Raw genomic sequence first — 21624 nt, forward strand, 5'->3', positions numbered from 1 at the left:
CGCCGAACGAAGCAGAGGAGGCCTTCTACGCAAGCTTGAACGCAGCCGAAAAAGCAGCCTAATCATTGAACCACAAACTCTCCGGTAAACCCGGGGCGGTTCAGATCCTCAGGGCGCTCAACACCCTTCAGCAGTTCATCCAGAAGTTCCTTGGAGATCGTCATGCATGCTTCCTTTCGGTGAAGCATGGACCGGATCACTCATACACAGAAGATCGGACACTCTCCTCTCCGGTGGTCATGCTGAACCGCGCGGTGGCCGTGATGAAGCTGCGCGGACCGCAGGGGCTCTCATCCTGACACAGTCACTCGGGCGTCCGCTAGAAGGCTATTTCTATTATCATGGTGTTCGTGGCACCCTTCTGCGGCAGCTTGGGTGCATAGACGAGGCCCGCGAAGCCTTTGGCCGTGCCCTCGCCCTCGTCAACACACCTGCGGAAGCGAAGCATATCCGAGAGCAACTGGAGCATCTGCAACCAGGACCTGCGGAGCCGCCGCCGCAGTGAAGCCGCTATCCTCGTCCTCATCGGAAGAACGGACGGGCGGTATCCCGCCTGTAATCAATTCGGCTTGCAAACTTCCGGGTAGAAAGCGCCATGAGGTCAGACAGATGTCGGGCATACGATGGGTAATGATAACTGTGGCCCAAAACATTGCCACCGCCCAATTAATAAAGAACATCCCAACAATGCAGGCTGCAGGCTGACACACAGTGTCTTTTATTTGTTCGCTGAAGGTTTGAATATTCAGAAAAGCAGTTGCTTCCGCATCAGATCACACCTCGCGACCCTCTCTCAGCGCGGACTGGAGGGCGCAAAAGGTTACGAACCGCATGTCGTGCAGCCGGTTCGCTTCCATGTTAGGCTGATATTCCGCGCCTGGCCGAGACATGGCGGCCATGGCATGCGACATGTCGGGGAAGTGCGCTGCCGCAACTGCACCGATAATGGCTGATCCTAGCAGGACCGGCTCGGCTGCATCGCTGGCAAGCACCGGCCTGCCCGTACCATCCGCCAGGATCTGGCGAACGATGTTCAACTGCCCTGCGCCACCCGAGATGACGATCCGGTCTACATGCGCCCCAACCTTGTCCTGTGTCTCGATGATCTGTCGCAAGCCATAGGCGATCCCGCACAATCCGGCGACATAGAGCGACATCAGGCTATCGAGGTCACGTTCCATTCCCAGCCCCGCGACAATTGCCCGCGCATGGGGATCGGCAAAGGGGGCACGATTGCCAAGAAACTCTGGAACGACATGAAGTCCCTTCGCCAGCGATACCGCATCGGAAAGGCTGGCGACCCTGGCAGCCGCCTGCTCGGCAAGCCATATCGGCAGCGGTTGCCCCGCAGCTTTCGCGGCCGTCTCTGCCTCTGGCGCGGCGGGGTGGAAGGCCAGCAGTTGCTCAATCGCGGCGCCCGCAGCAGATTGCCCGCCTTCGTTCAGCCACATGCCTGGGACCATGGCTTGATAATAGGGGCCCCAGACACCCGACACGAACACGGGATCGCGCGTCGTCGTCATCGTACAGGACGAGGTTCCGAAGACATAGGCGAGGTTGCTTTCCGCAGTTCCGACCATGCCTACGGTCCCGATCCCCCCGGCGTGGGCATCGATCAGTCCGGCCGCCACCGGAATGCCCGCCCGCAGACCAAGATCGGCGGCGGCATCGGCAGTCAGCCCTTGGCCGAGCGGAGTTCCCGGCGCGACGACCTGTTGGCCAATCCGGGCAAATCCATCATCCGCTAGATCATCAAGGCCGATTGCGCGAAAATAGCTGGGGTCCCAGCGGTCTTCATGCGCCAGATAGGTCCATTTGCAGGTCACCGTGCAACTGGAGCGGGCCGGATCGCCGGTCGCTCGCCAGCTGAGGTAATCGGCCAGATCAAAGAACTGCCATGCCTTTGCATAGGTCTGCGGCATGTTCTCGCGCAACCACAAAAGCTTAGGCGTTTCCATTTCGGGCGAGATGACATTCCCGACATAACGCAGCACCGGGTGGCCCTGCGCATTGATCCGTTCCGCCTGCGTGACGGCGCGGTGGTCCATCCAGACGATGATGTTGCGCGCCGGGTCGCCCGACCTGCTGACGGTCAGCGGCTGCCCGTCCCGGCCCAGAACCACCAGCGAACAGGTCGCGTCAAAGCCTATACCGGCGACGGCACCTGCATCCACGCGTGCCGCCCCGACCGCCTCGCGCGTGGCTGCGCAGACGGCGGACCAGATATCGTCACTGGACTGTTCGGCAATATCGGCGCCTTCGCGCCACAAGGTGATGTCGCGCTTGGCGCTGGACAGCATCCGGCCTGTCACATCGAACAGGCCCGCCCGGGCGCTGCCGGTGCCCACATCGATCCCCAGAAAGATTTGATCTGTCATTCTCGGCCTCTCTTACAGATCAACGCTATTGGGCAGGATCACCAGGTCCCGGATCACCACACCCTTAGGTCGAGTCAGCATGAACAGCACCGCCTCGGCCACTTCGGTCGGCTGCATCAGAGATCCGTTTGCCAGGGCCTCCTCCATCTTGGCCTTGGGCCAGTCATCCAGAAGGGCCGTGACCACCGGTCCCGGCAGGACCGCGCCCATTCGCACGCCATGTGGCGCCACCTGCCGACGTGTCGCATGCAGGAACGCCTGCACCGCGAATTTCGAGGCGGTATAGACCGGCTCCCACACGACCGGCACGACGCCCGCCACCGACGAGGTAAAGATGATGTCTCCGGTCTTGCGTTCGATCATGCCGGGCAGGACGGCGCGAACGCTGCGGAAGGCTGCGTTGATGTTGAGATTCAGCATCCGGTCCCAGGCATCGGGATTGCCCTGGGCCGCAGGGCCGCCGATATAGGCGCCGGCATTGGCATGGAAGATATCGACGGGGCCAACCAGTTCCGCGATCCGGTCGGCGATCGTATCCACTTGCGGGCCGTCCAGCAGGTCGATCACCAGCGGATGCGCGTTTGGGCCGATTTCGGCGCACAGCCGTTCCAGCCGGTCGGCGGCGCGGTCGATCAAAACCACGCGGGCACCGGCATTTGCCATTGCGCGCGCGCATTCCAGCCCGATCCCTGAAGCCGCGCCGGTGACCGCGGCAACCCTGCCGTTCAATTGTTCAGCCATGTCTTCTCCTTCCTTATGCGCGCCCGTGGCTTGCGCGCGACTGACGCGCCAGCGAGTCGACAATCACCGCAACCGCCAGCACAGCTCCGGTAATCATGTAGCGGAGCGACGAGCTGAGGTTCAGCAGTGTCAGCCCGTTCGAGATTGCCTGGATGACGATCACGCCCAACAGCGCCGACCAGGCGGACCCGCGCCCGCCGAACAGCGAGGTTCCCCCGATCACTGCGGCGGCGATGGCGTTCAGGTTCACGTCCCCCGTCCCCGCCTGCTGGCTTGACGAAGCCAGCCGCGAGGCGGCCAGCATCCCCCCAAGTGCCGCCAGGGTTGAACACAGCATAAAGGCCGAAATGCGGATACGGTGCACGTCGATGCCGGACCGGCGAGCGGCCTCGCGATTGCCGCCCACGGCAAACATGGCGCGACCCCATTTCGTGCGGGTCAGAGCATAGTTCATCCCCACCACCAGTGCCACGAACAGGCCGAACATCCACGGAATGCCGCGCCCCTGGTTCAGGTAATGGACCGCGACAAGCAAAAGCACGGTGAGAATGCCGGATTTCGCCAGCAGGACCGACATGCCTCCGGGGTTCGACAGATTCACGGCGGCGCGCCTGCGCATCCGGTCGATGCCCAGCCACAGCATCAGCGCGCCGGGCGCAATGGCCAGCAGATAGCTGAACCACGCAGGCATGACATAGATCTGCCCGAAACGGACCATGACCGAGGCATAGGGCAGGTTGATCGAACCGGTCGATCCCAGCAGATATAGCTGAAGACCGAGCATCGCCAGAAGCCCCGCCAGCGTAGAGACAAAGCTGGGCATTCCGAAGCGGTTGAGCAGCGTCGCATAAACCAGCCCCATGAAAGCGCCGGCCGCAAGCGCAACCAGGATCGCCAGCGGGACCGGCAGCCCTATCTTGACCCAGATCACGCCCAGGATGGCCGAGGCAAGTCCGCTCATCGAGCCGACTGACAAGTCGATCTCGCCCAGGATTAGGACGCAGACGATGCCCAGCGAGATGCAGCCAACGGCGGCCGCGTCGAATAGAAGGTTCGCCAGGTTGTTCGGCGCCAGGAAGACCGGGTTCAGCGACCAGAAGACCGTGGCGATCAGCACCAGGCCGACGATGACGGGCAGCATCCCCAGATCGCCCGACCGGACCCGATCGATGAACCCGCGGATCGCACCCAAGAGGTCTTCATCGTGCCGCACGCGGCTGTCTGACCGGTCCAGGGCAGGCTGGCTGTTCGGCTGGGTCATGTTAGGTCTCCCGCAGGTTCCAGTTTGCGCGCCTGGCGGCGCGACACTGCGTTTTCAGTGGCCCCCGTGATGGCGGCGATCAGGTCGGAATTCGAATCGGCGGCCGTGAAGACGCCGTTGTTGCGGCCTAGACGCAGGACGACGATGCGGTCGGCGACCGCGCGTACGTCCTCCATGTTGTGCGAGATCAGGATGACCCCCAAGTCGCGGTCGCGCACCCGTTCGATCAGGTTCAGCACCTCGGCTGTCTGCGCAACGCCCAGTGCGGCAGTCGGCTCGTCCAGCATGATGATGCGCGGATTGGTCAGCAGCGACCGCGCAATGGCAACGGTCTGGCGCTGCCCGCCCGACAAAGAGGCAATGGGTTCGCGGACCGACGGAATGCGGGCCGAAAGCTCGCGCAGCAGCGTCCAGGCCTGAACCTCCATCTGCACCTCGTCCAAGGCCCAGGGCGACAATTCCTGACCCAGGAACAGGTTCGCCACCACATCCAGGTTCTCGCACAGGGCCAGATCCTGAAACACCGTAGCGATGCCCAGTTCGATTGCCTTTCCCGGGCTGTCCATCGACACAGGCTTGCCCATGAACTCGATCATGCCGCTGCTCGGCTGATGGACTCCTGCCAGCACCTTGACCAGCGTGGACTTGCCGGCGCCGTTATCTCCGACCAAGGCCACAACTTCGCCCGGATACACGTCCAGCTCGATATCTTCCAAGGCCTGCACGGCGCCAAACTGCTTAGATACTCCGCGCAACTTCAAAATCGGCTGTGCTGAACTCTGGCTCTCGGCCATCACCTGCCTCCTTCCCCAAAAGACGCGCGGGCGCCCAGGGCGCACGCGCGGTATCGCGTTACTGAAGAATGCCCAGTTCGCGGCAGGCATCTGCGTAATCGGCGGTGCAGACCTCCTCGGGCGTCTGGATGCCCTTGTCGAAGATCTCTGCCTTGATGTTCTCACGCGTGACCACGGCAGGGACGAACAACTCTGACGGCGTGTCATACAGCGTGGTCTTCGCCTCGGGCGTTTCGCCCTTCAGGAAGGCCACCGCAACTTCGGCGGCGGCACGCGCCACGATCTCGGACGGTTTCGAGATGGTGTTGTACTGATCGCCCGCGATGATCAGTTGCAGCGCGGCGATGGTCGCGTCGTTGCCCGTGACCGGCGGCAGCGGATCAACGCCCGCAGCCTTCAGCGCGGCAATGGCGCCGCCGGCGGTGCCGTCATTAGCCGCGACGATGCCCTTGATGTCAGCGCCGAAGCGGTTGATCTGACCGGCTGTGAATTCCTGCGCCTTGGGCGGCGCCCAGTCCGGCGTGTCGTATTCGGCCAAGGTCTTGTATTCTGATGCATCCAGTGCTGCATCAATACCGTCGCGGATCAGGCCGGCGGCCGCGTCGGTGGGCGAGCCGTTGATCTGCAGCACCCCTGCCCCAGCGGGCACGCCTTCGGCCTTCATATGATCGACCAGCGACTGCGCGATGGCCTGACCGATCCCCTTGTTGTCGAACGACACATAGTAATCCGCCGGCATGTCCGGGATGGGCCGGTCATAGGCAATGACCCTCACGTCCTGGGACTGGGCCATCTGCACCAGCCCAGCCGCCGCCGCCGAATCCACCGGGTCCAGCACCACGATCTTCGCGCCCTGTGCGATGACCGAGTTGAACTGCTGCTGCTGCAGCGACACATCCGCATTGGCGTTCTGATAGATTACCGTGCAGTCGGGGCACAGCTCCTCGAGCGCGGCTTTGAAGCCCGGAAAATCGTGCTGCTCATAGCGGGTCGAGGCTTGGTCGGGCATCAGGAAGGCGATAGTCGCAGCCTCCTGAGCCAAGGCCGTGCCAGCCAGCAGCGTCGTGGCAACAAACGATGCCGCCGCGATCGGGAATGTCGATGTCATCCTTGTCTCCTCCTCATGTCGGGGCGGGTCCTGTGCCCAACCGGCGCCACCAGATCAGGGCGTTCGGTCGCCGAGCATAGGTCGCATCCACGAATATGCAGACGCCCTCCTCCTGGATTGCGCCATCGATACAGCATGTATGCTCAATCGATGAAGCAAAATTGTCTTAGGTTGTTTTTCCTGTCAAGGTGCCAAGACAGCCAGTCCTGCTACGCCGAAGCTTTCTTGCGACGAGAATCCCATGGCCGAGATCGATGACAGTCCCCCGCGCCGGCCCACGATCTACGATCTGGCCCAGATCGCTGGCACCAGCCCCAGTGCAGTCAGCGCCGTTCTGAACGGCAGCTGGAAAAAGCGCCGCATCAGCACCCGCCTGGCCGAGCGGATCAGCCGGATCGCCGAAGAACAGGGCTATGCAGTGAACCTACAGGCCAGCATGTTGCGCCGCGAACGTTCCCGCATCATCGGCATGATCATCCCGAAATACGACAACCGCTATTTCGGCGCCATCGCTGAAGGCTTTGAAGCGATGGCCCGCGAGCGCGGCTTGTTCCCCGTCATAACCTGCACGCAACGCGACCCCGCGCTTGAAGTGGAAGCCGCACGCGAGATGATGTCCTATCAGGCAGAATGCCTGATTGCGACAGGGGCCACTGACCCGGACCGGATCGCCAACATCTGCACATCGGCCGGTGTGCGCAGCATCAATCTGGATCTTCCGGGAACCACGGCGCCGTCAGTGGTCTCGGACAACTTTCAAGCCGCGCGGGACCTGACCAGGTTTATCCTGGAGCGCATAAAGCAGGATTTCGGCGTCTTGGCCCCGCTTTATTTCATCGGCGGCCGCGCACAGGATCATAACACGCGAGAACGCCTTCGCGGGTTTATCTGCGCCCACGAAGACATGGGCCTTACGGTGCCTTCCGCCTACTGCTTCATGCATGGCTATTCGGCAAGCAAGACCGAAGCGGCGCTTGCCGAAACCGGGATCGACGAGCGTTGTGGAATGTTCATCAACTCCACGATTGCCTTGGAGGGATTTGTCCGCTGGTTCCACAGCCTGGCGGCCCCTCCTGAGTTCCGCTTCGGGTGCTTCGATTGGGACCCTTTCGCACGCTTCCTGCCGCAAAACATCGGCATGATGCGTCAAGACGTCGATACCATGCTGGCCAAGGTATTTGAATTCGTGGAGCACGCGCCGTCTGGCACGGTGAACATCAAAATCCCCTGCATCTTCGAAGCTGCAAATGGTTGAGGGCGAGTTTTGATGTCGGAGAAGATCCTGTGTTTGATCTCATAGGTTGGTAGCGTGATCCTTTTTGGCGAATCGTAGGACGCCCTCCTGCACGATCAATCTGACTGACTGAAAGCTTCGCTTCACACGGTCCGACGATCTTGGCCGCGACTGTCCGATCTTCTATGTATTCCATGTCCGGTTCATCCGTCAGTTCATCGGATCCACTTAAAGACATGAGCTTTTCGCCGGTCGATGAACCGCCAAAAGATCGTCCTCACATCGCCCAACCGTCCAGGCAGATCCTGCCTTGGGCTGCCTGTCCGTGCAATCCACAGCACTGCTTCGATAAACAATCGATTGTGACAGCCGCTACGCCCAGAAACGGCCCGATTGCCCGAGCAACACGGTTCTATCATCGCCCATTCGGCGTCCGTCAGCATATTGCGATTCAGACTGGGTGTGAATCACATCCACGCTGCCTTGTGGATCTCCACAGGCCCTAGATCCCCCACGCTACATCATGAATGCGGATCAGTCCCGCCACCTGCTCGGGCGTCAGTATATTGTGAGTCGTCCTGCGCAGAAGCATGGCTAGGCGGGCGGTGGCCTCAAGTTCCTCAATGGCGTTGCAAGCGGCTTCCAAGTCAAGGCCCGCCACGACGGGGCCGTGATTCGCCAGCATCACAGCCGACCGCTTGCCTGCCAGTCCGCGCACCGCATCGCCAATGGCAGGATCGCCGGGTCGAAAATAAGGCAGCAGCTTGACCCTGCCCAGTTGCATGACAGCATAAGGGGTGATCGGCGGCAGGAAGTCGTCTGCATCTACATCAGGCAGCGTGGACAGGGCAACGGAATGGCAGGAATGCAGGTGGACCACCGCCGCCGTACGGCCTCTTGTTTCATAAAAGGCCGTGTGCAGCGGCATTTCCTTGGTCGGCTTGTCCCCGCCGACATGCAGCCCGGCTGCGTCAAAACGCGACAGGCGCGCGGGATCGAGCCTGCCGAAGCTTGTCCCGGTGGGGCTGACCAGCAGCCCTCCATCCTCAGTCCGGGCGCTGATATTTCCGGTCGAGCCATGCGTCAGGCCTCGGTCGTATAGTGACCCGGCTAGACTGCAGATGCGTTCTCGCAGGGCCGCGTCGCTCATCCCTCCAGCCTCGCAGCGGCTTTGGCAAAGAAGTCCTCGGCACCAAAGTTGCCCGACTTGAGCGCCATGACGAGATTGTCTCGTACGCGGATGGCAGGCACGCCCGGATCGATCTCGGGTCCGATCTCAAGGGTATCAACCGACAGCCCCTCAACGACAGCGCCGGATGTTTCGCCGCCCGCCGTGATCAGGCGGGTCACACCCCCCGCAACCAGCAGGCGAGCGCATTCGGCAAAGAAGGCATCCAGCCGGGCGGCGACGATCTGGCTTCCGTGATGGTCCTGCACGGCGCGCACGGCGTCGGGATCGGCCGAGGAATAGACCAGCGGCAGGCCCGTCTGCGAAAGCGCCCAGGCTGCCGCATCGCGCGCAGTCATGTCGTCGCGCAGCAGCGCCCGCGGATCGATTTCCAAGGCGGGGCTGCCTTCTGCGATATGGCGCTCCACCTGCCCTCGCGTGGCGCGAGAACAGGAGCCTGACAACACCGCTGCCGGTCCCGCTTGTCCCCGCCACTGCGGCCCATGTGCGGAAGAAAGCCCCTGAGCCCGGAAGTTGCCCGGCAACCCGAGCGCGATCCCCGATCCCCCGGTCAGCAGCACCTCATTGGACACCGCCTGCCCCAGCACCAAAAGGTCCTCGTCACGGATGGCATCCGCAACCACAAAGCGATGATCTTGCGCCCGCAAGGCAGCGCGGACCGCGTCGGGTCCATGCAAGACGGTCGCCGCGGGAACATGGCCCACGCCTTCGTCTACCTGCTGGCCAAGCCAACGGCGCAGGTCGGGATCGGTCATGGGGGTCAGTGGGTGGTTCTCCATCCCGCTTTCAGACAGCAGACAGTCGCCCACGAACAGATGGCCCTGATAGATCGTGCGCCCGGCAGCGGGGAAGGCAGGGCAGAAGATGACCCGGTTGGCGTTCAGCGCATTGGCAAGGGCTGCGGCCACTGGTCCAATATTGCCCTGCGGGGTCGAATCGAAGGTCGAGCAATACTTGAACAGGAACTGCCGACAGCCCTGCGCGCGCAGCCAGTCCAGAGCCTCCAACGACAGACGCACGGCGTCCGCCACGGGCATGGTGCGCGACTTCAACGCGACGATGCCTGCCTCGACATCCGGCGCAGCGGGGCGTGCCGGCGTGCCTGAATACTGCACCACCCGCATCCCGGCCTTGGCCAAAGTGTTGCCCAGATCGGACGAGCCGGTAAAGTCATCCCCGATGCAGCCCAGCAGCATATCAGAACCAGTCCGTGATTGCGTCCTGCGCCGCGCGCAGGCGATAGAGTTCGGATCCCGTATCCAGATCCACGTCGCCGCAAAGGATCATCTGCCCCGCCTTCACACCGCGTTTCAAACGACGCCCTGACAGCAGATAATATGGGATCGGCGTATCATCCGAAAGCGCGTGGGCTGGCGTCATCCGGCCCGAGACGTTCTGGATCGTATGGTGATGCCCTTCCGCCACCAGCAGCGACCCCGCGGGCAGGTCGGCATCGGCGTGGGCGGTCAGATCCATAACCGGACGGGGTTTCTCGGCCCCCGAGGAGACGCCCAGCAGCGCCACCTCGAAGACCGTAGTTGCAGCTTCCATGCCCAGCAGGTGACGCGGCAAGCCGATCATCGCGGTCTTGCCGTTGCGGGCTACCACATGGCCTTTGTCGCGCAGCATCGCCCACGTCTCGTCATCCTCGCAGACGACGGTGACGAAGACGCCACCGGCAAAGCTGGCCTCGCCCGGCAGGCGCAGGCAGTTGAAGACCTCAAGCTGGCCTTGGCCGGTCAGCAATCCCCCGTCTGCGACGGGTGCCATCAGGTCAGCCAGTTCGGCGATGCGGGCGATAGGGGCATGGTAATCGGGGCGATCCGGGGCCATCCCCAAGGCATTGGCGACCACCACCATTTCGCAGAGGTCGGGGACCGCGCGCTGCGGCAGGGGCACTAGGCGAGCGCGGGCCGCGGCGACTTTGGGCCATGGGCGGTCGCCCGCGTCCAGCCAGTCGCCAAAACCCGGCGCATCGACTGTGACCCCGTTGCTGGTGATTTCTTCGGTCGCGGAGTTGAAGACGAAATCATACTCGCTGGACTTGCCGGCCGCGACGATCCGCAGCCCAATGACCTGCGCCCAAGTCGCAAGCCCGATCAGCAGGCTCGGCTGGTCCCCGTCGATGGGCGACACGACGACACCACGTTCGGCTGCCATCCGCGCGAGGATTGGGCCAACCACGCTGTCGGTTTCCTTGGTAACCATGACGACATGCTTGCCGGCCTCGATGGCCAGGCGGGCGTGGCGGGCGCCGGCCTCAGGGTTGCCGGTGGCTTCCAGCACGACGTCGATGGGAAGATCAGCCACAATCGCCAGATCGGCGACGGCAATGGGGCGGCCTGCGTCCCAGGCAGCACATGCGGATGCACGATCATGGCATTCGGCAATATCCGTGACCCCGACCGAAGCCAGCACCGCCGCCGCGGTGGCTGCGTCGCGGTCGACCGCCACGCGGCAGTTCAACCCCTTTACATGCCGGGCCTGCGCCAGGAAGCTGCGACCAAAGCCACCGGTGCCCACGATGACACATTCCACCGTTCGGGTGTCAACACCCGCGAAATAGCGATGATGGTTCATGCTCTTTCCTTATTCGACCGGAACTTGGCGCCGAAAGCGCGATCCGAAAGCGACCAGTTTGGGGAGCACCAGCAGGGCAATGCCCAGCACCATGATGCTGCTGACTAGCGGATTGGCGAAGAAGATGCTCAACGATCCATCGGAAAGCACCATCGACTGGTGGAACGCGTTTTCTGCCTTGTGGCCCAGCACCATCGCCAGAACCAGCGGCGCCAGAGGATAGTCCAGGCGGCTGAACAGATACCCTACCAGCCCGAAGACCAGAACCACCCACAGATCGAAGGTTGCGTTCGACACCGTGTAAGCGCCCACGAAGCAGATCGCGACGATCATCGGCCCGATGATTGTAAAGGGGATGCGCAGCAAAGCTGCAAACATGGGCACCGTGGCCAAGACCAGCACCACGCCGATCAGGTTGGACACATACATGCTGGCGATCAGGCCCCAGACAAAGTCGGGCTGGGTCGCGAACAGCATCGGTCCCGGCGTCAGACCCCAGATCATCAGCCCGCCCATCATCACGGCGGCCGTGGCCGACGAGGGCACGCCAAGCGCTAGCATCGGCAGCATCGCGCAGGATCCGGCACTGTGGTCAGCCGTTTCCGGGGCAACGATGCCTTCCGGGCGGCCGGTTCCAAAGGCCGCGCCCTTGCGGGACGAGGACCGGGCGATGCCATAGCTCATGAACGAGGCAGCGGTCGGGCCGCCTGGCGTGATGCCCATCCAGATGCCGATCAGGCCAGACCGGATATAGGTCGCCCAATACCGCGGCAGTTCGGCGATAGTCTTCAAAACATCGCGCAGGTCGATCTTGGACGCGACGCCGCGGAAGCGCAGTCCTTCCTGCACGGTGGACAGAAGCTCGCCGATGCCGAACAGGCCAATGACGACAACCAGGAAGCTGATACCGCCCAGCAGATCCTCGAAGCCGAAGGTCAGGCGGATCGAACCCGTGACGCTATCCATACCCACGGACGCCAGCAGCAGGCCCGCTGCAAGCGATACCATGGTCTTCATGGGTGCGGCGCTGCCCATGCCGATGAAGGCAGCGAAGGCCAGGAAGTAGACCGCGAAATATTCCGGCGCGCCGAATTTCAGGGCAAATTGCGATGCCCAGCCAGCCAGCAACGTGATGACGATCACGCCAAGCAGCGCACCAAAGCCCGCCGACATGAAAGCAAGGGTCAGCGCGCGGGTCGACTGCCCCGACCGCGCCATGGGATAGCCGTCGAATGTCGTGGCGACCGAAGACGGTTCGCCGGGGATGTTGAACAGGATCGACGTCGTCGATCCGCCGAACAGCGCACCCCAATACATCGACGACAGCAGAATGATCGCCGAGGTCGGGTCAAGCGCGAAGGTCAGCGGGATCAGCAGCGACACGCCGTTGGGTGCGCCAAGCCCGGGCAGGACGCCCACGATCAGGCCCATCAGGACGCCGCCCACCATCAGCATCAGGTGCATCGGCGTGATGGCGATGCCGAAGCCGTGCATGAGAAGATCGAAGTTTGCCATGATCCGCCCTCGTTCAATAGATGCCGAGAAGCGGCTCGATCGGGCCCTTCAGCAGCGGAATTTTGAAGATCGCCTCGAAGATCAGGTACAGCGATAGCGCAAAGCCCGCGCCAACCCCCAAGGCGACCGGCAAACGGTATCCGCCTTGGCGCCAGGCGCTCCAAGTGATGTAGAGGATCGACCCGACATAGATGCCCATCGTCAAGGTGACGATCACGAAAGCCAGAAGGGCGGCGATGAAGATGCCCAGTCGTCGTGCCCGGTCACGATCCAGAAAGGGTTCTTCGGCTTCAATGCCCGCTGCCTCTCGGTGCTTGAGGAAGGCCGCGATCAGGTTCCACAGGCTGGCGCCCAGCAGGATCAGCCCAACATAGAACGGGAAATATCCCGCTTCGGGACCGCTTTCGGTCCAGCCCCGACCCAGTTCCAGTGCACCGAAGACCCCAGCCAAGCCCAGAAGCCCCGTGGCGATCGCTGTTCCCAGCTCAGCGTGAAAGACCTTGACGGTCATGTGTCCCCCTCCCCTCTCGATGGATGTGGCCCGGCGCCGGACCATGCCGGGCGCCGGGCTTCAGGCGCTTACTGGGCGGTCCAGCCTTCGGCTTCGAAGACCTTCACGGCATTGGCCTCGCTTGTCTCGATGAACTTGGCCAGTTCCTCGCCCGTCAGGAAGGATGCCGACTGAGAGGTCTTGGTAAGATAGTCCTTCCAGTCTTGGCTTTCCGAAACCTTCTGAAGCGCGGCCTCGTAATAGGCCAACACTTCGGGATCGGTCCCCGCGGGCAGCCAGACGGTCCGCGGCATCTGATAGCTTTCGATCTCTAGACCCTGCTCGGTGCAGGTGGGGATGTCGTGCCAGCCCATGTCGCCGCTGATGGGTTCAGATTCAGCCATCCGCTGGGGCGCAAAGACGCAGAGCGGGCGGATCGCCCCTGCCTGCCATTGGCCGGCGTTCTCGTTGGGGTTGTTGACGTTCGCCGCGACATGGCCGCCGGCCAGTTGCACGCCGACTTCCCCGCCACCATTGAAGGGGACGTATTTGAAGTCCGCGCCGGTGGTTTGTTCAATAAGGGCAACAAGGGTCTCGTCGGTGTCCTTGGACTGGCTGCCGCCGAACGGGATGGTGCCTGGGGCCTCCTTGGCAGCGTTCACCAAGTCCATCACGTTCTCATAGGGGCTGTCAGCCTTGACCCAGACCAGAAATTCGTCGAGTGCCAGGGCCGCGACCGGCTGCAGGTCTTCGGTCGTATAGGCCAGCTTCGCGACATGGGGCAGCAGGTAGACGTTGTTCGTCCCGAAGATCAGCTTGTGCGGGTCGCCCTTGTTCTGGCGGGCATAGAGAAACGCCTCGGCCCCCGATCCGCCGCCTTTGTTCAGAACGACGATTGGACGTTCGACGATCTCGTCGCGCGTCAACACGGCCTGAATGGTGCGGGCGAAATTGTCGGTGCCGCCACCCGCGCCGGACGCGACGACGAACTCGACGGGACGGCTGGGGGCGAACTCGGCAAGGGCCGGCGCAGCCAGCGTCAGGGCAGTCGCGGCCAGCAGGCCGATCTTGGTCTTGGTCATTCTTTCCTCCTCCGGTGTGATCCGACCCCTGCACACGGGGCCGGGTAATCGCTGTTATTCGGCGACAAGCGCCGCCGCACCCTCTACCCCTGCAGTAGCCCAATCGGCGGATAGCGCGCGCGCTTCGCGGGCGGGATTGAGTTTCGCCAACCGGGCACCCAGCAGAGCGGCTTGCATCGTCGCGCCCAGATCGGCCCGGCCCTTGCCTGCGATGTCAAAAGCGGTGCCATGCGCCGGGGTTACGATCGGGAAGCCATAGCCTGCGATCAGCGTGACGCCCCGGTCGAAGCCCATCAGCTTCATCGCGATCTGGCCCTGGTCATGATACATGGTCAGCACAGCGTCGAACTCGCCCCGCACGGCGCGCACGAACACGGTGTCGGACGGGATCGGACCCTTGGCATCAATGCCCTCGGCTATGCCGGCCTCGACTGCGGGGGCGATGATGTCATCATCCTCGGTGCCGAAGTTGCGACCGTCACCTGCATGGGGGTTCAGCGCGGCCACGCCGATGCGGGGGTTCGGCTTGCCGGCGCCTGTCATCACCTCGTGCGTCAGGCGCAGACTGCCCAGAATGCGCTCGACGCTCATCCGGCTCGCCACCTCGCTCAGCGGGATATGAGACGTCACACGGGCGTTCCAGACCTCTTCAAGGACATTGAATTCGCGGCCTGACCTGTCTGTGTCCAGCACCCGGTCGATAAATCCGATCTCGTCGACATAGGCGGGGCGGGCCAAGCGCATGGAATGCTTGTTGAAAGGCGTGAACATCACCGCATCCGCAAGCCCCGCCTGCGCCAAGCGCAGAACGGCCGCAAAGTTCTGCAAGGACGCCGCGCCTGCTTCGGCACTGGATTGCCCCAGCGTCACACCCTTGGCAGCGACATTGCGCAGGTCCACCATGACATGCCCTGACGCCAGTCCTGCGCCGACCTCATCGGCCGCGATCAAGGGCACGTCCAGCGACACGCCTGCATGCTTCGCGCCCATTTGCAGCACGCTCGCATCTCCGACCACGACAATGTCATTGTCGGCCATTGCCGGATCGGAGAGCAGCTTTGCCGCAAGTTCCGGACCGACGCCCCCCGCATCGCCGATTGCCAATGCTATCCGCATATTGCGATTCTCCATCCTCTATTTAATATTCTGTATGCAGAATTTTGAATGGAATCCACCTTTAATTGGCATGATTCCTCTGATGTCACTGGGTGCGGTCGAAGGATTGCCTCAGACCGCATTTTCCGGAAGGTTTGCTCCGACGACCCGGGCACACATCGCCAGCGAAACCGCGCCTGCATCTGGATGGCCCAAGCTGCGTTCTGCCAATGGCCGCGCACGACCAAGGCGGGGGGTCAACTGTGCGGTTGCATCGGCGGCTGCGGTCGATCGCACTGCGGCTGCAGACCAAGCCACCCCAAGGGCATCGCCGGCCGAGGTCCGTTCGACCAACACCTCGACGAAGGGAGCCAAGGCATCGACCAGCGTCTTGTCGCCAACCTTGGCGCCGCCCAGTTGGACGATTGCCTCAAGGGCCGCCTGGGCACCCTGTGCCACCGTTTCCGCGGATGGTTTGCGTTCATCCCCCAGAGCCTGTCCCCAGGCCCGGAGCGCCACGCCCCACAGCGCGCCCGAGGTTCCCCCCGCCCGATCTGCCCAGCCATCGCCCGCCAGCGACAGAACCGTCCCAGCGCCGGCTCCGGCAGTCACAGCCTTTTCAGCGGCTTCTGCTGCAGCGGCCGACCCGCGCGCCATGCCCTGCCCGTGATCGCCGTCGCCTGCCTGGGCGTCAATGCGACCCAGTTCCTCCTCGGCATCGGCGAGGGCCCTGGCGACATGACCAATCAGTTGCGCGACGCAACGCCCGGCTTCCTGGGACTCAGGTGTGCCCGCGACGATCTCGGCCACGGCATCGGCCTGTTCTTCCATCATTTCGATGAGTGGCGGGGGCGCAACGCTCCCCTTGCGGAACGCAGGGGCATCGGCGGGTGCACGCCAGTACTCTTCCAAATCGTCGTCCAAGAAGGTGATCGTCAAGGAACAACCCGCCATATCAAGGCTGGTAACGAATTCCCCAACCTCGGGCTCGATGACCCTCAGCCCAGCTTCCTCCAGAAGGTCGGTCAGATGATGCCAGAGAACGAACAGTTCCTCGTATTTGGTGCGGCCAAGGCCGTTCAGGATCACTGCGACCCGACCGTCATGGTCAGCAGGACGTTCGGCCAGCAGCGGTTCCAGCAGCGTCCGCGCTAGATCGGCAGCCGGCATGATGGCCTGGGTGCTTATCCCTGGCTCACCATGAATACCAAGGCCCATACCGACATGTCCCGCGTCGACGGTGAACAGGGGCGAGCGCTGCCCCGGCAAGGTGCAGCCATCGAAAGCCACTCCGAACGAAACCGTTGCGCGATTGGCTCTCTCGGCCACCGTCATAACGGCATCGAGGTCCAATCCCGCTTCCGCAGCGGCCCCGGCAATCTTGAAGACCGGCAGGTCGCCCGCCACGCCGCGCCGCTTCGCACGTTCATCAGCACGGGCGCTTGCCACGTCGTCCGTCACTGCCAGGATGCGGGCGTCGATCCCTTCGGCACGCAGACGCTCCGCGGCGGATCCGAAGTTCAGCACGTCCCCGGCATAGTTGCCAAATCCCAGGATGACCCCCCCGCCCCGGTGCGCGGCCTTTGCAACGCCATGAATCCATGCGGTCGAAGGAGAGGCGAACACATCTCCCGCCACGGCCGCATCCGCAAACCCGGTGCCCACATAGCCTAGGAAGGCTGGGTAATGGCCAGATCCGCCGCCTACCAGCAGGACCACCTTGCCCCGCGCACCCGGTGCGGCCCGCACGGCGCCATGGGGGACCATGGTGACCCGGTCGGCATTGGCCGCGCAAAAGCCTTTCAGGGCGGTTTCGGCGAATTGCTCGGGCCGGTCAAAAACCTTCGTCATGTGCGGACGGTCCTCACCCTCAGAATCTCTCGGATATAGTCGCGGTTGCGGGCACAAACCCCCAGCCCGTCCCCGCCGTAGTGCTCGACCAGGAAGGGGCTGTCAAAACCCGCCTTGATGGCCTTGGCGATGGCCTGGCGCCAGTTGATCGTGCCGCCCAGCAAGGGCGCGGGGTGGGACATGATCACCCCGGACGGATCCTCGATCCGGTAATAGTTCTTGACGTGCCAGTATCCGGCAAAGGGAAGGCAGAGGTCGATCATCTCGGACCAAGCCTCAACCGGGCGGTGCAGCCGGATCAGGTTACCGATATCGATGTTGAGCTTGACCGACGGATGATCCACTTCGGTCACGAAGCGGACAGCATCCCGTGCGGTGCCCAGGTAAGTGTCCTCGTACATTTCCAACGAGACCTGGATGCCCATTTCTGCCGCGTGTCGGCCAAGTTCGCGGATCCGATCAACGGCCAGCTGATAGGTCGCGTCGTCGCCGGGGTTCTTGACCCCTTGTTCCGTCCAGAACCACAGGGCCTTCTCCTGCGCAGGGGTGAACGGCCCGAAGAATCCGAAGCTGACATAGCCTGCCCCTAGTTCTGCGGCGGTATCGATGACCCGGTGGCTGTATGCCAGATAGTCGTCCCCATGCAGGGGATCGATCACACTGCGGCGCGAGGTCGAGATCGCCGGCACTGAAAGTTCTAGTTCCCTGCAGATAGCCACGAATTCGGCCCGGCGGGCAGGTTCAAGATCTGCGACCCGCAGCCAGCTATCGGTCGGGTCCACGCTCTCGAAGCCCGCATCGGCCACATCTGTCAGGTTGTCCGCCCACAGCTGCGGGTCCGCGTCCTGCACGAGGCGGCCATCAGGCAATTTGCCGGGAAACGGGATCATGGCCGCAGCAATGGGCCATGTCTCGGCTGTCCAGGATCGGGTCATGCAGCGCCTCCTTTTCATGGGGGAGGGACGCTGGTGTCGGCATCATGCCGTTAACCCCGCCGAATCGCTCCCTCTTGCAAGCTCTAACACGACAAACTCTGCTTACTCAACATACTGCATACAGAATTTAGGGCACATGATTGACTTGAGTGATAACCCTGCATACTCATAGTAAAGCCCGAGGGGGGATGGTCGTGGCCTTGGTTAGCACTCAAACACCGGATCAGAATGGGTCCACAAACCGGATCGAGCGGACGTCCCTCCATGACGCCATCGTCACGCGTCTGCGCGACATGATCATTGAAGGGCATCTACCTCCCGGGACGCGGATCAACGAAGGTCAGATCGGGACAACATTGGGCGTGTCTCGCACCCCGCTTCGTGAGGCGATCAAGTATCTTGCCAGCGAGGGATTGGTGGATCTGGTTCCCAGCCGGGGCGCGGTTGTAAAGACCTTTGGCGCCAAGGAAGTGCGCGACATGATCGACCTGATCCGAACACTGGAACAATTCGCCGCCGCCCGTGCCTGCGAGGTTGCGACGGCGAATGACATCGGCGCAATCCGCGACCTGCACGACCAAATGATAGACTGCTATCGGACGGGCGACCGGCTGCAATACTATAAACTGAACCAGGCGATCCATTCGGGCATCGTGGCACTAGCTGACAATGCCACCCTGTACGATGTCCATTCCATGCTTCAGACGCGCCTGAAGCGCATCCGCTTCATCGGCCACGAGGGCCCCGAGAAATGGGCAAACGCGGTGGCCGAGCATGAGGAGATAATTGCGGCCCTGGAAGCCCGTGATCTTGACCGGCTGTCAGCCGTCCTTGGTCGTCACTTGACCATGGCTTGGGAACGCGTCAAGGACAGCCTGCCGGCATGACACGCCAACAGGTTGCGGTTTTTCTTGCGTTGAAAATTGGCTCGGCGGTGAAGCTGCACTTGTGACGGCACATGTAAAACCGCCTGATCTGACAACTGACCACATAGAAAGTCAGTTTAGAAGTTGCGATTCTGTAGGAAGGCTCGGCGTGTTGATGACGTGACTGCCCCTCTGATTACTGGCGCAAGACATTGCCACAGATACCGGCTGCCAGTCTAAACGTGCGAGTTGCATTCGAGAAAACTGGACAAGGCGCAGCTCCGCGATACCGGCGTTACCTTCAATCTTAAGTGGAGCAAATGAAGTTTTCTGCTAATCTAGGCTTTCTGTGGAACAACCTGCCATTGCCTGACGCCATCCACGCAGCAAGCATGGCGAACTTTGCCGCCGTTGAATGCCATTGGCCTTACGCAGTGCCTGCTAATCAAATCCGTGATGCGCTCCAGGAAACGGGGCTGTCCATGCTGGGTCTGAACACGAGACGGGGCGATACTAAGATCGGCGAGAATGGCCTCTCTGCTCTGCCCGGCCGCGAAGCAGAAGCCTGCGCCGCTATCGATGAAGCTTTAGACTATGCCCGTGCCAGCGGCACTCTTTCGGTTCATGTGATGGCGGGCAACAGCAGCGGTCCGCGTGCGCGTGAGACATTCCTTGCCAATCTGGATCATGCCTGCGCCGAGGCGGCAAAGGATGGCATCGCCATCCTGATCGAGCCGCTGAACCCATATAATGCGCCAGGGTATTTCCTGAACAGCACAAGCCAAGCAGCCGATATCATCCGGACCTTGGGCGCGCCAAACCTGCAAATGATGTTCGACTGCTATCACATCCAGATCATCGAGGGGGATGTTGTTCGCCGCCTTACGAGTCTGCTAAATCTGGTTGGCCACATCCAGATCGCTGCTGTGCCCGACCGAGGAACGCCAGATCATGGCGAACTGAACTATGATTATGTTCTCCGAGCAATCCACAAGCTTGGCTGGAACCGACCTATCGGCGCGGAGTATCTGCCTGATGGCCTAACGGAGGAAAGTCTCGGATGGATGGAGCGTTTCGCCGACATCAGCGAAGAGACGAGATGAGAGACAAATCGATCATCGTCTTAAGATGTGAATGTCCGCCAAAGCACCCTGCCGTCCTGTCCGTATCGAATAATTTGGAGCAGGCCGCCTGGTTTTGGTTTGGAGGGCCCTGCAGGTAATATCTTTCGAGCAGGATGCGGTTCTTGAGGGTCTGGTGCCAGCGTTCGATCTTGTCCTACGTCTGGGGGATAATGGGGAGCGCTGCGCAAATGATTTTCTTAAATCAGTTGCTCCTCTCAGAAACGCTCGCCCAGTGCTATAGATCAGCAAGACAAAGTTGGCAAAGGTTGACCTCTTGCCAAAGTATAAGGTCAGCATGGGCAATACATTGACGGGACGCGCACCAGTTTTTGCAAATCCCGTAGATATCATGTTTTTTTCCGGCGCCCGCGTCCGAACGGTCGGAGCGGCCCGCCAAAGGCACTTTTATATGCCCTCCCCAAGGCGGACGCGTTCGCATAGCCGCAGCGAAGTGCGATGGTCTGGACCTCGAGATCCGTGCTGCGAGCAAGATCGCGGGCCCGGGTCAGGCGCAGCATCTGGAAGTAACGACCGGGCGACATTCCTGCCTCGGTGCGGAATAGCCGCTCCATGCTGCTGAGCGAGAGGCCGGACTGCGCAGCCATCTGCGCAATTGGCACCGGCGTCTCGATCATATCGACCATCAGGTCGGTTACCTGATGCAGACGGGCTGAAGCCTTAGCGATGGGCAAGATCGTCCGTGTCCTTAGGCCGGCTACGGAACGATCCCCCTCATGGAGAAACATGGACGATGCCAGGAAGGCGCTGCCCTTGCCGAAGCGCTCTTCGATCAAGTCTAGGATCAGGCTCAAGGCTCCGGAGGCGTCGCCGCAGGACCAGAACCTTCCCTTCCTGACAAAGGGTCTGGGGTCCACATGAACATCGGGAAAGGCTTCGGCAAATTCAGGAACCACAGACCAATGAATCGTGGCGCAGTGGCCTGAAAGCAGCCCCGCAGCAGCAAGGAGCCATGTCCCTGTGTCGGCACCGACAATGACTCTGCTTTGCCGGGAAAGCGCTGATATGCGATGCATACCGCTGGCGTTGCAATGTTCGCGAAAGCCATAGCCTGAGACCACGATCAGCAAATCAAAGGTTCCACCGGCTGCAACGTCTGGCGCTACTAGAAGCCCGCTCGATGACCGCACCGGGCTTCCATCCGCCGTCAGCACAAGCCAGCACAGATTTTCCTGCCCCTGGTCGCGAACCGCCCGCAGGGGTTCAAGCAGGCAGGACAGGACCATGTTCGAGAATCCCTCGAACAGCAAGAAAGCGGCGCGCATGAAAAATTTGGACGGGTTTGGACTTCTTAATGAAGGAATAGGACCATCGCCTGATGAAAGGAAGTCCTAGCCTGTGACCTGCTGAATGGAGGAAGGTT

General features: G+C 62.0%; 19 protein-coding genes. 3 read left to right on the plus strand and 16 right to left on the minus strand.

What is annotated here, in order from left to right:
- Positions 1 to 773: 773 nt before the first annotated feature.
- The 5 genes from IEX25_RS14380 to IEX25_RS14400 are packed head-to-tail and all read right to left on the minus strand — an operon-like array spanning position 774 to position 6282.
- Positions 774 to 2378 carry an FGGY-family carbohydrate kinase gene (locus IEX25_RS14380; protein ID WP_103174421.1) on the minus strand — a complete coding sequence of 535 codons (1605 nt, stop codon included), beginning with the start codon at positions 2376 to 2378 and terminating at the stop codon, positions 774 to 776.
- A gap of 12 nt (positions 2379 to 2390) precedes the next feature.
- Complete coding sequence (locus IEX25_RS14385) at positions 2391 to 3119, minus strand: SDR family oxidoreductase (protein WP_103174422.1); 729 nt, start codon at positions 3117 to 3119, stop codon at positions 2391 to 2393.
- 13 nt (positions 3120 to 3132) lie between these two features.
- Positions 3133 to 4380 (minus strand): sugar ABC transporter permease, encoded by a 1248-nt coding sequence (locus tag IEX25_RS14390; RefSeq protein ID WP_188715843.1) that lies wholly within the window; start codon positions 4378 to 4380, stop codon positions 3133 to 3135.
- Positions 4377 to 5174, minus strand: coding sequence for an ATP-binding cassette domain-containing protein (locus tag IEX25_RS14395; protein WP_188715845.1), 798 nt, complete (start codon positions 5172 to 5174; stop codon positions 4377 to 4379). Before IEX25_RS14395 ends, IEX25_RS14390 begins: the two co-directional genes overlap by 4 nt.
- Before the next feature lie 58 nt (positions 5175 to 5232).
- Positions 5233 to 6282 (minus strand): ABC transporter substrate-binding protein, encoded by a 1050-nt coding sequence (locus IEX25_RS14400; protein ID WP_103174425.1) that lies wholly within the window; start codon positions 6280 to 6282, stop codon positions 5233 to 5235.
- Between the two features lie 241 nt (positions 6283 to 6523).
- Here IEX25_RS14400 and IEX25_RS14405 point away from each other — a divergent pair, with 241 nt between their 5' ends.
- Positions 6524 to 7537, plus strand: coding sequence for a LacI family DNA-binding transcriptional regulator (locus tag IEX25_RS14405; RefSeq protein WP_103174426.1), 1014 nt, complete (start codon positions 6524 to 6526; stop codon positions 7535 to 7537).
- Positions 7538 to 7731: 194 nt separating this feature from the next.
- Here IEX25_RS14405 and IEX25_RS20435 read toward each other — a convergent pair whose 3' ends face one another.
- From IEX25_RS20435 to IEX25_RS14455, 10 genes are all read right to left on the minus strand, one after another.
- Positions 7732 to 7959, minus strand: coding sequence for a transposase (locus tag IEX25_RS20435; RefSeq protein WP_205049090.1), 228 nt, complete (start codon positions 7957 to 7959; stop codon positions 7732 to 7734).
- 59 nt (positions 7960 to 8018) lie between these two features.
- The gene (gene otnC, locus IEX25_RS14415; protein ID WP_103174427.1) at positions 8019 to 8666 is read right to left on the minus strand and encodes a 3-oxo-tetronate 4-phosphate decarboxylase; all 648 of its coding nucleotides are present in this window, start codon (positions 8664 to 8666) and stop codon (positions 8019 to 8021) included.
- Positions 8663 to 9901, minus strand: coding sequence for a 3-oxo-tetronate kinase (gene otnK, locus IEX25_RS14420; RefSeq protein WP_103174428.1), 1239 nt, complete (start codon positions 9899 to 9901; stop codon positions 8663 to 8665). Before otnK ends, otnC begins: the two co-directional genes overlap by 4 nt.
- A gap of 1 nt (position 9902) precedes the next feature.
- On the minus strand, positions 9903 to 11285 hold the full coding sequence (locus IEX25_RS14425; RefSeq protein ID WP_103174429.1) for an NAD(P)H-dependent oxidoreductase: 1383 nt from the start codon (positions 11283 to 11285) through the stop codon (positions 9903 to 9905).
- Between the two features lie 9 nt (positions 11286 to 11294).
- On the minus strand, positions 11295 to 12800 hold the full coding sequence (locus IEX25_RS14430) for a tripartite tricarboxylate transporter permease (RefSeq protein ID WP_103174430.1): 1506 nt from the start codon (positions 12798 to 12800) through the stop codon (positions 11295 to 11297).
- 13 nt (positions 12801 to 12813) lie between these two features.
- The gene (locus IEX25_RS14435) at positions 12814 to 13311 is read right to left on the minus strand and encodes a tripartite tricarboxylate transporter TctB family protein (RefSeq protein WP_158248057.1); all 498 of its coding nucleotides are present in this window, start codon (positions 13309 to 13311) and stop codon (positions 12814 to 12816) included.
- 68 nt (positions 13312 to 13379) lie between these two features.
- Positions 13380 to 14372: a tripartite tricarboxylate transporter substrate binding protein gene (locus IEX25_RS14440; RefSeq protein ID WP_103174432.1), complete on the minus strand. Its 993-nt coding sequence runs from the start codon at positions 14370 to 14372 to the stop codon at positions 13380 to 13382.
- 54 nt (positions 14373 to 14426) lie between these two features.
- Complete coding sequence (locus IEX25_RS14445; protein WP_103174433.1) at positions 14427 to 15488, minus strand: 4-hydroxythreonine-4-phosphate dehydrogenase PdxA; 1062 nt, start codon at positions 15486 to 15488, stop codon at positions 14427 to 14429.
- Between the two features lie 111 nt (positions 15489 to 15599).
- Entirely contained in the window at positions 15600 to 17318 is a 1719-nt protein-coding gene (locus IEX25_RS14450; protein WP_103174434.1) for a dihydroxyacetone kinase family protein, read from the minus strand.
- Complete coding sequence (locus IEX25_RS14455) at positions 17315 to 18253, minus strand: sugar phosphate isomerase/epimerase family protein (protein WP_103174435.1); 939 nt, start codon at positions 18251 to 18253, stop codon at positions 17315 to 17317. Before IEX25_RS14455 ends, IEX25_RS14450 begins: the two co-directional genes overlap by 4 nt.
- Positions 18254 to 18441: 188 nt before the next feature.
- Between IEX25_RS14455 and IEX25_RS14460 the strand changes: the two genes are divergently transcribed.
- Together IEX25_RS14460 and IEX25_RS14465 are read left to right on the plus strand one after the other, a co-directional pair.
- A complete protein-coding gene (locus IEX25_RS14460) occupies positions 18442 to 19140 on the plus strand; it encodes a GntR family transcriptional regulator (RefSeq protein WP_103174436.1) in 699 nt (232 codons plus the stop codon).
- 299 nt (positions 19141 to 19439) lie between these two features.
- Positions 19440 to 20222, plus strand: coding sequence for a hydroxypyruvate isomerase family protein (locus IEX25_RS14465; protein ID WP_103174437.1), 783 nt, complete (start codon positions 19440 to 19442; stop codon positions 20220 to 20222).
- 368 nt (positions 20223 to 20590) lie between these two features.
- On the opposite strand, the gene IEX25_RS14470 is transcribed toward IEX25_RS14465, so the two are convergent.
- Entirely contained in the window at positions 20591 to 21526 is a 936-nt protein-coding gene (locus tag IEX25_RS14470) for a GlxA family transcriptional regulator (RefSeq protein WP_103174438.1), read from the minus strand.
- Positions 21527 to 21624 lie beyond the last annotated feature (98 nt).

It is taken from the genome of Paracoccus acridae (assembly GCF_014642735.1).
GTDB classification, from domain to species: Bacteria; Pseudomonadota; Alphaproteobacteria; order Rhodobacterales; family Rhodobacteraceae; genus Paracoccus; species Paracoccus acridae.

Coding starts and splice junctions, on each gene's coding strand:
- IEX25_RS14380 (WP_103174421.1), bottom strand. CDS start 2,378: ATGACAGATCAAATCTTTCTGGGGATCGATGTGGGCACCGGCAGCGCC.
- IEX25_RS14385 (WP_103174422.1), bottom strand. CDS start 3,119: ATGGCTGAACAATTGAACGGCAGGGTTGCCGCGGTCACCGGCGCGGCT.
- IEX25_RS14390 (WP_188715843.1), bottom strand. CDS start 4,380: ATGACCCAGCCGAACAGCCAGCCTGCCCTGGACCGGTCAGACAGCCGC.
- IEX25_RS14395 (WP_188715845.1), bottom strand. CDS start 5,174: ATGGCCGAGAGCCAGAGTTCAGCACAGCCGATTTTGAAGTTGCGCGGA.
- IEX25_RS14400 (WP_103174425.1), bottom strand. CDS start 6,282: ATGACATCGACATTCCCGATCGCGGCGGCATCGTTTGTTGCCACGACG.
- IEX25_RS14405 (WP_103174426.1), top strand. CDS start 6,524: ATGGCCGAGATCGATGACAGTCCCCCGCGCCGGCCCACGATCTACGAT.
- IEX25_RS20435 (WP_205049090.1), bottom strand. CDS start 7,959: ATGCTGACGGACGCCGAATGGGCGATGATAGAACCGTGTTGCTCGGGC.
- otnC (WP_103174427.1), bottom strand. CDS start 8,666: ATGAGCGACGCGGCCCTGCGAGAACGCATCTGCAGTCTAGCCGGGTCA.
- otnK (WP_103174428.1), bottom strand. CDS start 9,901: ATGCTGCTGGGCTGCATCGGGGATGACTTTACCGGCTCGTCCGATCTG.
- IEX25_RS14425 (WP_103174429.1), bottom strand. CDS start 11,285: ATGAACCATCATCGCTATTTCGCGGGTGTTGACACCCGAACGGTGGAA.
- IEX25_RS14430 (WP_103174430.1), bottom strand. CDS start 12,800: ATGGCAAACTTCGATCTTCTCATGCACGGCTTCGGCATCGCCATCACG.
- IEX25_RS14435 (WP_158248057.1), bottom strand. CDS start 13,311: ATGACCGTCAAGGTCTTTCACGCTGAGCTGGGAACAGCGATCGCCACG.
- IEX25_RS14440 (WP_103174432.1), bottom strand. CDS start 14,372: ATGACCAAGACCAAGATCGGCCTGCTGGCCGCGACTGCCCTGACGCTG.
- IEX25_RS14445 (WP_103174433.1), bottom strand. CDS start 15,488: ATGCGGATAGCATTGGCAATCGGCGATGCGGGGGGCGTCGGTCCGGAA.
- IEX25_RS14450 (WP_103174434.1), bottom strand. CDS start 17,318: ATGACGAAGGTTTTTGACCGGCCCGAGCAATTCGCCGAAACCGCCCTG.
- IEX25_RS14455 (WP_103174435.1), bottom strand. CDS start 18,253: ATGACCCGATCCTGGACAGCCGAGACATGGCCCATTGCTGCGGCCATG.
- IEX25_RS14460 (WP_103174436.1), top strand. CDS start 18,442: ATGGTCGTGGCCTTGGTTAGCACTCAAACACCGGATCAGAATGGGTCC.
- IEX25_RS14465 (WP_103174437.1), top strand. CDS start 19,440: ATGAAGTTTTCTGCTAATCTAGGCTTTCTGTGGAACAACCTGCCATTG.
- IEX25_RS14470 (WP_103174438.1), bottom strand. CDS start 21,526: ATGCGCGCCGCTTTCTTGCTGTTCGAGGGATTCTCGAACATGGTCCTG.